The following is a 12,663-nucleotide window of genomic DNA, read 5'->3' on the forward strand; positions in this document are numbered from 1 at the left end:
AATATGTCGCATAGTAAAAAGTCACCGAATATGATTAATTTTAGTGTTATAAAATCTTAAATTATTACAGAGCCTACTATGACAAAGTTAAAGTTATTCTTGCAAACAAGCTCCCAGCTTGTAGTCAGTTGTGGCATTATTTTGGGCTGCTTGCTAATAGCTAAGTTGGCTATGCACTTTATTGGCGGCAGCTTTCCAGCTCCCATACTAGGTATGCTATTTTTAGTTACTTTGCTCTTGTCAGGCATAATAAAAGAGGCCCAAGTTACCCCCTTTGCATCACCTCTATTAAATTTTATGCCATTGTTCTTTATCCCAGCAGGTGTTGGATTTATTGAGCACTTAGGGTTAATACAACAATACTGGCAATTTTTTACGGCAACTTTAATTCTCATCCCGTTAACGAGCCTATTATTGATAAGCCATATAATTACTTATTGTAAAGGCCGTTCGCAGCATGATTAATTACTGGTGGTTAAGCTCTTTTGCGGTGGTTGGCTTATTCATGCTTCTTAAGCGGTTAAATAACTTAAGCCATAACTCAATTATAAAATCACTGACAAACCCTGTTTTCCTCGCAATTACCATTATAGCCGCCCTATTAGTACTTTTTAAATTACCTTATAGACAACTTTATCAGCATACACAAATACTAAGTTGGTTGTTAGAGCCTGCAATTGTTGCGCTTGCCGTTCCTTTATATCAACAGTTTGTACATATTCGTAAAAATGCGATCTTAATCTTACTAAGTTGTACTGCAGGGATTATAAATGCAACCTTGGTGGGCACTCTTCTAGGTATTTCCTTTGCAGCCCCAAAAGAACTGGCTGCTTCAGTGGCTGCTCTGTCAGTAACAACACCTATCACCTTACTGGTGACTGATTCACTCGGTGGCGTGCCCTCTTTAGCTGCAGCAATGGTAATTTTTATTGGTGTATTAGGTGCTTTATTTGGCGTGTTATTTTTGCGCTTTATTGGTATATCTAATCACCAAGCGCAAGGTGTCGCAATTGGCACAGCCTGCCATGCAATTGGCACAGCCGCTGTGTTAAACGAAAATGTTACAGCTGGTGCCTATGCATCTGTAGCAATGGCATTAAGCGCCCTCTTAACTGCACTTATAGTGCCTTGGCTTTATCCATTTTTGTATCAAGCTCTGTTATGATACACACACTTAGTTACAACGTTTTTAATTATCACTTCATGGATTTTGGATGATCAATTCAGAGATAGAACAAGTCGAAAAATATTACACAATGATCAGCGAGTACTTAGTCAAGTATAGTATGCAGCTAATTGGTGCATTGCTGATCTTAATATTTGGACTATGGATAGCGCAAAAACTGTCTAAGATGGTTGCAGGGATCATGTCTCGCAACAACATCGACATAACACTCACAAACTTTGTCAGTAACGTTGTCAAAGTACTATTAATCATCATGTTTATAATTATCGCGCTGGGTAAAATTGGCATCAGTGTTACCCCATTTGTTGCTGCGATTGGTGCCGCTTCGCTCGGTGCAGGTTTAGCATTACAAGGAATGCTGTCAAATTATGGTGCAGGCCTTGCGATTATAGCTACGCGACCCTTCATTGTTGGCGACACTATCGAAGTTAAAAATGTCAGTGGACAAGTAAAAACCATTGAGCTTGGTCATACGGTACTTATCAACGAAGAAAAAGTCGAGATAACCATTCCGAACAAGCACATAGTTGGTGAAATATTACACAACTCATTTAACTACTCTCTCGTAAAAGGTGAAATAGATATTGCGTATAACGCCAGTGCGGAGCAAGCAATAGACTTAATAGAAGACGTATTAAAAGAACATGAGCTCGTCGCAGATGATCCTCATTCACAAGTTGGTATAGAACGCTTTGCTGATAGTGGCGTGACGATTAGCTATCGCTATTGGGTCCCTACAACTAAAATTATTGAAACCAAGCTCGCTGTTAACGGTGGTGTTTATAACGCAATCCAAGGCGCTGATATTGAAATCCCATTTCCTCAGAGAGTGGTTACTTTTAATAAAGAATAGCTGTATTTAAAATAAGCCCCATTCCCCTGTATAAGGAACATTTGGCAAAGCTAATTGAGTTCCTTATATCTTTAATAGTACAATTGTAAAATACATTGAGAATTCTTATTATTAACATCAGGGGTTAACATGGCGAAAATAAGCCAGCGGTTTTGGTTTCAGTTGCATGGCTGGTTTTCACTGCCTATTTGGGTTTTATTTTGTTTTATTTGTATAACTGGCACAATTTCGGTGATCAGTCACGAGTTAACCTGGCTTACAAACTCTGAGGCACGCGCTAGCAACCCTAACAACCTGCCAGAGAAATCTAAACAAACACTGATCGAAAACTTAAAAGATCAGTACCCTACAGCTGATGTAATGAGTGTTGTGAGCTATGAACCTTATTTAGTAAATGCACTTATTTTTACTGATACAGATAAACCCTACGCCACAGCTTACGTAAACCAATACACAGGTGAAGTACAAGCAATAAACCAAACAACCTCTTTTATTGAGTTTATGCGCACATTACATGGGTGGCTATATTTCCCTTGGCAAGAAGGTTACAGCGTTGGCTATTACCTTGTTAGTGCTATGGCAATCGTTATTCTAGGGGCATTGATCACCGGCTTAATTATTTACAAAAGCTTTTGGCGCGCCTTTGTCCAACCTAAAATTCGCTTCAACCAAGGTCGTAAAACTTTACTAAAAGATTTGCACACTGTCAGTGGCGTCTGGTCCATTTGGTTTATGGCAATCATGAGTTTAACTGGGCTTTGGTACTTGGCTCAATCAATTATGTGGCACAACGAAATTGATATTGAAGAGCATGCGCCATTAGTAAGCGAAGCTCAATTACCCAGCTCTAAAAACACTCAACCTATTAGCTTAGATAGTGCTGTTGCCTTGACTAAAAATAAATTTGGCGATTTTACTCCTACTTATATCATGCTACCTGAACACAATCGCGGTATGTACAACATCATGGGTGCGGGTGATACAATTTTTTACGATGGTTACTCATATTCTACTTCTGTTAATCCATGGTCAGGCGAAATAGCCACGAGTAAAAGCCCTGAAACAATGACCACTTTACAAACATTATCTCACATTGCAGATCCTCTACATTACGGCACGATTGGCGGTATTTGGACGAAAATAATTTGGTTTATTTTTGGTGTTATTTTAAGTGGTATGTCAATTACAGGTTTTATGATGTACTCAAAAAAACTGGTTAAAGCTAAAAAGCCTTGCTCAGCAACCATCAGCAATACTGCGGAGGCAAACTAATGGCGCGTTTACAAAGCACTTGGTGGCAACAAAAAAATACTTACTCAATGCTTTGGTTTTGGTTTTACCCTGTGTGTTTATTTACCAAGCTTTAAACCCAACCTTCCCGGATTTATGGCAAGAACACGCCGTTGGTGGGTTTAAAATAGCTCCAATGCCACTTAACATGGAACAGCCATATTCTCACCACAATGAGTATGTGAAAGACTTTTATCTAGCGTTTAACCAAGGTGACATTAGCAATATCCGCCAAGCGTACTTAAATATTGGCCCTGCACCACTCCCATTAAGTGAATTTGCTAAAAGTGACGAAGGTATAATGCATGGCACGGATCACGGCCAGCACGCTCATGCAATTGCTCCTGCCACTATTGGCCAAAATGATAAACTTTGGGTCACCATTCAAACTTGGCAGAATGAATTACTCCAACACAGTTGGGACATCCCACAACAGCTCATTGGTGATAAATAATTGGCAATAGGTTTTGTTCGCTTTATAGTGAATAACACCTAGCTATTTATTTGAGGTCAGCTTGCCTTTTACTTCGCACCAAGTCATTAAGTATATATTGCTAAGTAGCTTAGTTTTGCTAGCTTGGTTACCTCATTTTCAGAACTTTATTCTCGACTTCATTGATCAAGCATTATTACAGTCAAGTATCCTGTATGCCTCATCACGCTCTGTAAATGCCATTATATCGCTATTACAATCCGCTGAAGTAGGTATAGGTATAGCCAGTATTCAACCTGCGCAATTACTCGACCCTGTTAATGATTTAGCTGAATATATGTCAGATGCGATGCGTCTGGCCTTAGGCTCTTTATTTATACAGCGTATTTTATTTAGCATTGCCTCGGGAGTACTTTTTAGTGCTCTATTTAGCTTAAGTGTTGCGTGCTATGTTGTGTGTGATTACTTTGGTTACTTAAAAAAGCTAAGCACGAACGTGTTAGCCAGCTTAATATTGATCCGCTTTTTAATACCGCTTGTGGTAATTACCACAGGGTTTGCAAGCCAAGTGTTTTTAGATGACGAAATTGATACGCAAAGTAAAGCAGTCAGTCAAACCGTCAACAATCTATCAGATCAAGCACATGCCACCTCAGCATTATCCGCAGATATGCGCTCGCAAATTACAAGCCAAAAACAAACAACTTTAGATGAGCTAACAATGCTCAGCACTGAGCAACACCAATTAAACAAAACTGTTAAAGATAACCAAGAGCAATTAAAACAGCTTAGGACTCGTATTGATGCAATTCAAGCTAACCGTAGCTTGACACAAAAGCTGACAATGATAGAGCTTGAACAGGCTAAGCCACTTATTAAGCAACAACAATATTTAAAACAACAGCAAGCCAAACTGAATAATCAGCTTGCGGCATTACATGCTAAAACAGAGCGATTACAACAACAGGTGCAGCTATATAATGATCAATTAGCAGGCAATACGGGGAATATGGTGAGTAAAGTAGCTGATGCAGTAACATCGGGTATTACTGAGATGGTTACATCATTAGAGACGCTCTTTATCGATTTTATCAATCTTTTATCTTTGTTAGTTGTGAAACTCATTTTAATGCCACTACTATTTTTATATATATTTAACAAAGCTTTTAAAGCTATTTGGCAGCGCTCAATAGAACCTAGCTATATGAACAAGCAACTACCAAATAAACAATAGCTTTACAAAGTACTTAGCCACCATGCAATTAACACCATTGCGGTTATGCCAATTAATGCTTTGGTTTTGTGCTTTTTAATTACTTTTTCAGCTTTATCACCCGCGTAATAAACCACTAAAGCCAAACCAAAATAACGTATCGAGCGTGCAACTGTCGTCGCTAAAAGGAACAAAGCTAGCGAGTATTTTGTGGCTCCCGCGGCAAGCATAGCAATTTGAAAGGGGATAGGCACTATGCCTAAAGTCATCACAAACCAAAACCCTTGCTCCTGCATTTTTTGCTTGACCGTTTCAAACTGCTCAGCAGATGAAAAAGAATTAATAACCCAGTCACCTATCAAATCAAATAAATAATAACCCATTGCATAACCAAAAACCGCCCCAATAATACAGCCGATCGTGGCCATTAATGCAATAAACCATAACTTTTCTCTTCGAGCCTGCATAAGTGGCACCATTACCGCTTCAAGTGGAATAGGCACTATGGTTGACTCTAAAAAAGAAGCCACCGTAATACCGCTTAGCATATGCTTGGAGTCTATGAAATTGCGTGTTTTTTGTTTCACATTTTTTGTTAACGACATGTCCATCCTTATGGGTGCTCAGGGGTTACGCCAGCGCGCCTTAAATCCACGCGTATCTATATGTATAAATGCACCGCGGTGCGACTTTGGTCCGTATACACCGAGCCCGCCTATTAAGCCTTTAAAAGAATCCCGTTTGTTTAAAGACTCTACGATGCTCGCCATCACATCAGCGTCCGCTATGGTTAATTTACCATCACGATTAAGATCGTCCATTCGGTAATTACCATTATTATCAACAAATATGTCTGCGGCATCACCAAATACGTGTCGGCTGAATTTTACGTTTCCAATTGCTTTATTGTAATAAGGCGTACGGTATCCGCTCATGACAACCATATTTGACACAGGATGCCCTTCAAGTTCCAGTTCTTTCCTTACCTTTTCTAATTTGAGTAACAATGCTCCTTGCAAATACACATACTTAGGAAACTTGCTTCGCTGTTTACTTATAAATTCTTTTAACCTGAAATGTGGTGACACAAGAACATTCTGATTTTGTTGTGTTACCTCTATGTAGCCATCAGGTACAATGTAGTGATCTTTACCTTCAAGCTCAGTCTCATTGGGGTAGTGACCAATATGAAAATATTTTAGTTTCCCGCCTTCCACTTGCTCTGATGGTACTTTAACAAACGCATTAATTTGCATCTGCTGCTGGCCGTCTCTCGATTCTATGATCAACTGATAATAGCCTGGCTTTTTAGGGGCTTGCCATACCCAGCGATTCGTTGATATCGCCTTGAGTTGTTTGTCTACTTGCCTTAACACATAGCCCTTTTGTGATTGAGAATAAAGCACTTCAAATTCTACATTTTCACTTGGTAATACAAATACTGAAAACACACTATAAGGCACAACAATGTCGTTTATTTTTAGGCTAAATTCTGCATCAGGTAAGGCATCTGTATTTTTAATAACAACCGCCTCATGATTACTTTTAGCTTGCGCAATCACATAATTCGGTAGTAAAAACCCGAAGCAGAGCCAGGTGAATACATAAAAATACTTCATAACTCCTCCAACTATACTAAGGCGTGACTGCACGTTTATCCACCGAGTAATTAGCCGCAATCATTGGTTCTTGCGACTCTAGCAAGTGTAAGTTCTTGTCTCTGTTATAAACATCAGTTCTAAAATTGACAGTATCTGTTTCATCAACCCACGCAGTCCAATAAACTAAGTGGATTGGCACCGGCTTTTCAAATGAAATGTGCGTGTTTGATCTGCATCTCTCGCTTGATTTACTTCATTAAAAACATCTAATCCTTGCTTTTCAATAATTGCCTTCGCTAAGGAGAAAGGTTGCTCCATACGAATACACCCATGTGAAGCCGCACGCTTAGTTTGTTTGAACCAATTTTTGGCCGGCGTGTCGTGAATATAGATGGCGTTCACATTTGGAAATAAATACTTTATCTCCCCTAGAGGATTATCTTTGCCTGCACGTTTTACTAAAAAGTGCTTAAACTGGTATGGCGTGATCTCATCCCAATCTATCTTATCAGCGGGAATTATATTTTTATCAATATAACTGTTCTCTCTGATTTCAATATTTTTCTTCGCTAAATAATCAGGATCATCAGCAACTTTAGGTGCGATTTCCCTTGTTGTAATCGAAAGCGGTATGCGCCAGGTTGGATTAACTACAAACTTTTCTATTTGGTCACTAAATGCGGGAGTTTTCCAACTCGGTTTACCTACAACGACACGGTTTTTTAAAATGACGTTCCCCTTGTTTACGTAACGCAGTTTAAATTCAGGAATATTGACCAACACATACTCTTCGTTCGTTAACCCCGTAAACTGGGTCATGCGTTGAAAGTTAAGTAATAGTTGCGCGTAACGTTTTTTCGCTGGTATGTTTAATTCACGCAGGGTATTTTTACCTACGACCCCATCAACTGATAATCCATGACGTTGCTGAAAACTTTTCACAGCTTGTTCAATATTTAAATCAAAAACACAGGGCTCTATCGCTTTAGTCTGACTAAGTCTTGAATAGCTAATACAGCTAGTGTGAGTCAGATCTCCGCCTTGAATTAATCTATTTGCTAACGCTGCAACCGCGGGTCCTTTACTGCCAAACTCAAGAACTTCATCAAGACTTAAATTTTGCCAGCCCCCTTGATTAACCAGCTCACGATGCCAGCTAATTACATTCTTCATTTTCTCAATTAACTGTGTGGAATTAGGATCTAAGTAGACAGGTTCAGATAAACTAGCCGCATGCTGTACACTGTGCCCTTGTGTTATACCCGCCGATGTTTTAGCAGATAACAAAGATGCATTAAAGCCAACAATGCAACTTGCAAATACAGCGCCTTGAACAAGTGTTTTCTTTGCTGTTAATAAAGTGGAGCGACTACTTTTATCTTGCCTGATTAACCTCATTACATTCACCTATCACATTAATTGATATGCCAAGCTCAAAATAAATCCTTTAAGAGCTATTACGTACACAACAAGTTGCAATACAGGTGCCAGTAACAAGAATAGAATTTAAAATACTTAATATCATAAACTTACATTAAAAAGTAACAGCTAACTCTGGATTGTATGTTTAATATAAAATGTAAAGTCGATACTCTTATGTGTAAATATGCCAAGGCGCTCACCCTAAATTTAGGTCGCATTCTGTTGCAGAATTTCTTACTATCGCAAGATAGATAAATAGGTGAAAAAAATAATATGCCTTACGATAGATTTATCCCTTTTACAAAATACGATGTTATTAATTTATGTGCTCAATTACTCCCTGAGCCTGAATCGTTTAAGCAATTTAGTCACCTATTATCGAGTTTAATTCATCATCAATACTATACTCACCTTGAATCTCTTAAGTATCACTATGCGCCTTTTGATCCAAACAGCGACACTCGAAAAATTAAACAGCTAACAACAGAACAAAAAGCAGCACATCAAAGCGAGTTTGCCAAAGGGTTTGCGCAAATACTCAATGCGGCTAATTACGAAAAAATCACACAAGATGATTTACAAGATGCGCTCAATGAAGAGTCATTATTTAAAGTACGCTTGGCCGTCGAGTTCGATGATTTTGCAGAAGTCGTTTTCTATCGACGGGGCGAGTCACAAAAAACCGAGGTTTTAACATCATGGTGGGGAATGAGAAAAAAGCCTTTGCAGTTTACCAATTACGACCGAGTAGCCGTATTTATTCGCTTTAAAGATGCTGATTACTTTGCCGCTAAAAATAAACAACCACTAGGATATGAGCCAAACTCTACCATTGTAAAATTATTCCAGAATGTACCAAAAGCCGATTTAGAAATGCTCTTTCCAAACAGTGAAGTAAAAATGCGCCCCATCGATAAGGCTGTTATCGCCTCTTCAGCATTGGTTGGTGGTGCTGTGGTACTGGTAACTAAATTAGGGGCTTCAATTGTATTACTAGCTGCACTATTCTCTTTTTGGCTTGGTTGGCGCAGCGAAGAAGTTCATATGGGCCAACAACATTTTATTACTTTTGCAATTGGCATAGGGGTTTTTGGTGGCTTTATATTCAAAGAATGGAGTAAATTTAAAAACCGAAAAATTCGCTTTATGAAAGCACTTTCCGATAACTTATATTTTAAAAATTTAGATAATAACGCTGGCGTTTTTCATACATTAGTTGACTCTGCACAAGAAGAAGACGTTAAAGAAGCACTACTTGCATATACCTTTTTACTCAACTCACCTAAGGGTCTGAGCCCAACACAACTAGATGAAAAAATTGAGGCTTGGTTTGAGCAACAACATAACTGTTTGCTCGATTTTGAAATCAACGATGCGCTGCAAAAATTAACTAAAATGCAGTTAGTTAACAAACACAATGAGATTTTTACTGCCATCCCTTTGCACCAAGCAAAAGCGAGCCTTGATAAACAATGGGACGACTTATTTAAATATAACTAATTTATTCATCAGGTGCTTGCGCTGCCTTTATGCGCTCTTGATTTTCTTGCATTTGTTCAAAAGCAGCTTTTATTTCATCAAGCACAGAGTCAACATTTGCTGTGGTATTATCTTCTTCAAGATCACCATACAAAGTTACTTGTGGTGTTAATTCGCCTGCTTGGTATAACGCCCACATTTCTTCACCAAAACGTGTAGCCAAAATATCAGGGGCAAACTGACCATAATATTGGCGCATATTACGTACATCTCGTAAAAACATAGCTTGTGCATTATTATTAGCTGCGGCATTAACCGCCTGAGGTAAATCAATAATCACAGGACCATAACTATCCACCAGCACATTAAACTCTGACAAGTCACCATGAACAATACCTGCACATAGCATCAGTCGAATGTAATGTACCATAGTGGCATGATCTTCAATTGCTTGCTCTTCGGTCATGCTGACATCGTTTAAGCGTGGAGCAATATCCCCCTCATCGTCTGTTACTAAATCCATGATTAGGACTCCATCATAACAGCCATAAGGTTGCGGTACTTTTACGCCCGCTTTTGATAATGTAAATAGTGCATCTACCTCGGCATTCTGCCACACGTTTTCTTGTTCTTTACGACCAAACTTAGAGCCTTTTTCCATCGCTCGACCACGACGGCTATTGCGCACTTTTCGGCCTTCTTGGTATTTAGCTGCTTGCTTAAAGCTTCTATGTTGCACGTCTTTATAAACTTTGGCGCAGCGAATAGCCTCCCCACAGCGTACTACATAGACTGAGGCTTCTTTACCACTCATTAATTGGCTGATGACTTCATCAACTATACCGTCTTCGATTAACGGTAAAATTTGTTTAGGTGTTTTCATACCGCCCTTATACCGTACTTAGCTTATAGATGAAATGCTCTATTGATAATATTATAAAAAACTTGACTAATTAAGCTAAATGCACAAACTGCGTGGTAAAAATTTCCAACTGCGAGAGTAATTATGAACTCAGAGATACGTTATCGTTTTCAGTCAGGACAAATCGCCAATCGCTTTTTAAATGAGCTTAAAGACTGGCATGTTGCGAAAGTAAAAACAACCCTACTCAATGGCGGATTAGATGTAAAAGTAAGTTACCAATTTGATGGCACTGGGTTTGATTATACATGCTCTGAGCTTGATGACTTAGCCGCTAAGCACCTAGGAGAAGAAGTTAACTAAAAGTATATGACTCATTAATACTGACGGCGATTATTTCCATGCTTGCAATAGATTAATATACTTTTTGTATTAGCTCAGCTATGTTAGTGGCAGTACTAAATAATTTTGTTATTGACTGCGCTACATAACTTTAAGGAGTGAACATGAATAAGCCAAAAACGAGTCATATCCCTCAAGAAGCCTTTGATTGGTATGATGAATACGCCCACGGCATGATGGATAGGCGAACGTTTATGAAAAAACTCGGTGGCTTAGCCGCTCTAGGGTATTCAATGGCTGTGCTAACTTCAGCTTTGCTTCCAAATTACGCTCTCGCAGAACAAGTCTCTTTTAATGATGATGATATCAAAGCAACGTATCAAACCTTTGACTCACCAAAAGGTCATAGTAAAGGACAAGGTTATTTAGTCGTACCAACGAATCAAAGTGGTGAACTTCCTGTTGTATTAGTGATTCATGAAAACCGCGGATTAAACCCTTATGTTAAAGACGTTGCTCGTCGTTTAGCGAAAGCTGGCTTTATCGCTTTTGCACCGGATGCCTTGCATCCGCTAGATGGTTACCCTGGTAATGATGATGAAGGTAGAGCGATGCAACGCACTATGGACAGAGAGAAAATTCAAAATGATTTTGTCGCTGCTGCACACTATCTAAAATCTCATCCTCGTAGTAATGGTAAACTCGGTGCGGTTGGCTTTTGTTTTGGTGGTTACATTGTTAATTACTTAGCCGCTGTTGATACAACACTGCTTAGTGCTGGCGTGCCATTTTATGGCACTCCTGCCAGTAAAGAGCTACGAAAAAATATTAAAGCGCCACTAATGATCCAACTTGGCCAGTTAGATGAACGTGTAAATGCCACTTGGCCAGAATATGAAGCCGATTTAAAAGCCAATAATGTCCCGTATCAAATGCATATGTACCCAGGTGCACATCATGGTTTTCATAATGACTCTACAGGCCGATATGATGAAAAGAACGCAGAGCTTGCTTGGCAGCGCACATTAGCGTTTTTCACGAAAAAGCTAGCATAAGTATTATCGCTTTATTATTTGGGCCTGTTGAGCTTGTGAGCTAAATAGCTATTGTAAACTCAACGGACTCTAAATTACTTTTAACCTCAAATATATGTTGTTTTATATATACGTCATAATAACGCTGTACTATTAACTAGCTATAGATAATTTTTTCACGGTCATTTACTCTACCCTACATGACTAAATTTTTTATTTTAAAATATATCGCTTTTTTTAGCGGCTGTGCCTCGTGCTTTATTTTACATACGCAATTTTCGCTCCCCGCCGTTATTGCTTCATGCTTGGTCGGGTTAATTGGCACATTTATACCAATGCCAAAGATCTATGGGCAACACCCCTATGCAGCGATATATGCAGGTAGCTTTGCAGGCATGTGTTCAGAAGGTCTTATCTCAAGTTACTGGAACCAGCCGGCATCTCTGTAATCGGTGCGGTTTTATACGCTATTACAACTAAGGTTTTTACTGGTTTTGGTGGGAAGCTAGGCAGTATTGCTTTTGTAAGTGTGGCGCTTTTTATTCTAGCAAAAGGCATCATTATATGAACTTAATCACGATATTAATTTCACTACTTGGCGCGTTTTTAACCTTTCTTTTGGCTAAGCACGATAAAATTGGCGCTATCAGAGCATCTGCTATTTTATCAATTATTGCTTACCTCGCTTTTTCTGCCGCCGAACTAAATTCAGAGCTCTATGGAACGCTCTTTTTTGGTGGTACATTCATCGGAATGAGCACTCCTAAGCGCTTTGGCATTTATACACTATGCTCAGCCAGTATTATGTTCTCTTTATTATTTTATTACTTTGTACCATTAATTAAGAGCTACGGCGGAGCGTTAGGACTCAGCGCTTTTATCTCTGTTTGTATTTGTCATTTGGCAATTTTATTCGGTGCACCGAGAAGCAAGAAACACCTAGAATAA

Annotated in this window: 14 protein-coding genes and 1 pseudogene; 11 read left to right on the top strand and 4 right to left on the bottom strand. The window is 39.0% G+C overall.

Features of this window, described 5'->3' with window-relative positions; all coding sequences use genetic code 11:
* The first annotated feature begins 78 nt into the window (after positions 1-78).
* From ACU8V8_RS11820 to ACU8V8_RS11845, 6 genes are all read left to right on the top strand, one after another.
* Positions 79-465 (top strand): CidA/LrgA family protein, encoded by a 387-nt coding sequence (locus tag ACU8V8_RS11820; protein WP_446887613.1) that lies wholly within the window; start codon positions 79-81, stop codon positions 463-465.
* Entirely contained in the window at positions 458-1,165 is a 708-nt protein-coding gene (locus ACU8V8_RS11825) for an LrgB family protein (protein WP_446887614.1), read from the top strand. Before ACU8V8_RS11820 ends, ACU8V8_RS11825 begins: the two co-directional genes overlap by 8 nt.
* Positions 1,166-1,214: 49 nt before the next feature.
* Complete coding sequence (locus ACU8V8_RS11830; protein ID WP_446887615.1) at positions 1,215-2,039, top strand: mechanosensitive ion channel family protein; 825 nt, start codon at positions 1,215-1,217, stop codon at positions 2,037-2,039.
* Positions 2,040-2,168: 129 nt separating this feature from the next.
* Entirely contained in the window at positions 2,169-3,311 is a 1,143-nt protein-coding gene (locus ACU8V8_RS11835; protein WP_446887616.1) for a PepSY-associated TM helix domain-containing protein, read from the top strand.
* A gap of 22 nt (positions 3,312-3,333) precedes the next feature.
* A complete protein-coding gene (locus ACU8V8_RS11840) occupies positions 3,334-3,783 on the top strand; it encodes a hypothetical protein (RefSeq protein ID WP_446887617.1) in 450 nt (149 codons plus the stop codon).
* A 115-nt stretch (positions 3,784-3,898) separates the two neighbouring features.
* Positions 3,899-4,996 carry a hypothetical protein gene (locus tag ACU8V8_RS11845; RefSeq protein WP_446887618.1) on the top strand — a complete coding sequence of 366 codons (1,098 nt, stop codon included), beginning with the start codon at positions 3,899-3,901 and terminating at the stop codon, positions 4,994-4,996.
* Positions 4,997-4,998: 2 nt separating this feature from the next.
* On the opposite strand, the gene ACU8V8_RS11850 is transcribed toward ACU8V8_RS11845, so the two are convergent.
* From ACU8V8_RS11850 to ACU8V8_RS11860, 3 genes are all read right to left on the bottom strand, one after another.
* Entirely contained in the window at positions 4,999-5,580 is a 582-nt protein-coding gene (locus tag ACU8V8_RS11850) for a YqaA family protein (protein WP_446887619.1), read from the bottom strand.
* Between the two features lie 18 nt (positions 5,581-5,598).
* Complete coding sequence (locus ACU8V8_RS11855) at positions 5,599-6,594, bottom strand: D-Ala-D-Ala carboxypeptidase family metallohydrolase (protein WP_446887620.1); 996 nt, start codon at positions 6,592-6,594, stop codon at positions 5,599-5,601.
* A gap of 165 nt (positions 6,595-6,759) precedes the next feature.
* Positions 6,760-7,974 carry a L,D-transpeptidase family protein gene (locus ACU8V8_RS11860; RefSeq protein ID WP_446887621.1) on the bottom strand — a complete coding sequence of 405 codons (1,215 nt, stop codon included), beginning with the start codon at positions 7,972-7,974 and terminating at the stop codon, positions 6,760-6,762.
* A gap of 297 nt (positions 7,975-8,271) precedes the next feature.
* Here ACU8V8_RS11860 and ACU8V8_RS11865 point away from each other — a divergent pair, with 297 nt between their 5' ends.
* Complete coding sequence (locus tag ACU8V8_RS11865; protein ID WP_446887622.1) at positions 8,272-9,498, top strand: TMEM143 family protein; 1,227 nt, start codon at positions 8,272-8,274, stop codon at positions 9,496-9,498.
* A gap of 1 nt (position 9,499) precedes the next feature.
* Here the strand turns inward: ACU8V8_RS11865 and ACU8V8_RS11870 are convergent, their stop codons facing one another.
* The gene (locus ACU8V8_RS11870; RefSeq protein ID WP_446887623.1) at positions 9,500-10,360 is read right to left on the bottom strand and encodes a PA4780 family RIO1-like protein kinase; all 861 of its coding nucleotides are present in this window, start codon (positions 10,358-10,360) and stop codon (positions 9,500-9,502) included.
* A gap of 123 nt (positions 10,361-10,483) precedes the next feature.
* Between ACU8V8_RS11870 and ACU8V8_RS11875 the strand changes: the two genes are divergently transcribed.
* From ACU8V8_RS11875 to ACU8V8_RS11890, 4 genes and pseudogenes are all read left to right on the top strand, one after another.
* On the top strand, positions 10,484-10,702 hold the full coding sequence (locus tag ACU8V8_RS11875) for a hypothetical protein (RefSeq protein ID WP_087531962.1): 219 nt from the start codon (positions 10,484-10,486) through the stop codon (positions 10,700-10,702).
* 143 nt (positions 10,703-10,845) lie between these two features.
* Positions 10,846-11,736 (top strand): dienelactone hydrolase family protein, encoded by an 891-nt coding sequence (locus ACU8V8_RS11880; RefSeq protein ID WP_446887624.1) that lies wholly within the window; start codon positions 10,846-10,848, stop codon positions 11,734-11,736.
* A 179-nt stretch (positions 11,737-11,915) separates the two neighbouring features.
* A pseudogene (locus tag ACU8V8_RS11885) lies at positions 11,916-12,283 on the top strand (hypothetical protein).
* Positions 12,280-12,663, top strand: coding sequence for a hypothetical protein (locus tag ACU8V8_RS11890; protein WP_087532319.1), 384 nt, complete (start codon positions 12,280-12,282; stop codon positions 12,661-12,663). The pseudogene ACU8V8_RS11885 and the gene ACU8V8_RS11890 overlap by 4 nt, the downstream one beginning before the upstream one ends.

This window comes from Pseudoalteromonas sp. SaAl2, assembly GCF_052947895.1.

What these genes read in the sequence shown, in the direction of transcription:
- ACU8V8_RS11820 (WP_446887613.1), top strand. Translation starts at nt 79, where the DNA reads ATGACAAAGTTAAAGTTATTCTTGCAAACAAGCTCCCAGCTTGTAGTC.
- ACU8V8_RS11825 (WP_446887614.1), top strand. Translation starts at nt 458, where the DNA reads ATGATTAATTACTGGTGGTTAAGCTCTTTTGCGGTGGTTGGCTTATTC.
- ACU8V8_RS11830 (WP_446887615.1), top strand. Translation starts at nt 1,215, where the DNA reads ATGATCAATTCAGAGATAGAACAAGTCGAAAAATATTACACAATGATC.
- ACU8V8_RS11835 (WP_446887616.1), top strand. Translation starts at nt 2,169, where the DNA reads ATGGCGAAAATAAGCCAGCGGTTTTGGTTTCAGTTGCATGGCTGGTTT.
- ACU8V8_RS11850 (WP_446887619.1), bottom strand. Translation starts at nt 5,580, where the DNA reads ATGTCGTTAACAAAAAATGTGAAACAAAAAACACGCAATTTCATAGAC.
- ACU8V8_RS11855 (WP_446887620.1), bottom strand. Translation starts at nt 6,594, where the DNA reads ATGAAGTATTTTTATGTATTCACCTGGCTCTGCTTCGGGTTTTTACTA.
- ACU8V8_RS11860 (WP_446887621.1), bottom strand. Translation starts at nt 7,974, where the DNA reads ATGAGGTTAATCAGGCAAGATAAAAGTAGTCGCTCCACTTTATTAACA.
- ACU8V8_RS11865 (WP_446887622.1), top strand. Translation starts at nt 8,272, where the DNA reads ATGCCTTACGATAGATTTATCCCTTTTACAAAATACGATGTTATTAAT.
- ACU8V8_RS11870 (WP_446887623.1), bottom strand. Translation starts at nt 10,360, where the DNA reads ATGAAAACACCTAAACAAATTTTACCGTTAATCGAAGACGGTATAGTT.
- ACU8V8_RS11875 (WP_087531962.1), top strand. Translation starts at nt 10,484, where the DNA reads ATGAACTCAGAGATACGTTATCGTTTTCAGTCAGGACAAATCGCCAAT.
- ACU8V8_RS11880 (WP_446887624.1), top strand. Translation starts at nt 10,846, where the DNA reads ATGAATAAGCCAAAAACGAGTCATATCCCTCAAGAAGCCTTTGATTGG.
- ACU8V8_RS11890 (WP_087532319.1), top strand. Translation starts at nt 12,280, where the DNA reads ATGAACTTAATCACGATATTAATTTCACTACTTGGCGCGTTTTTAACC.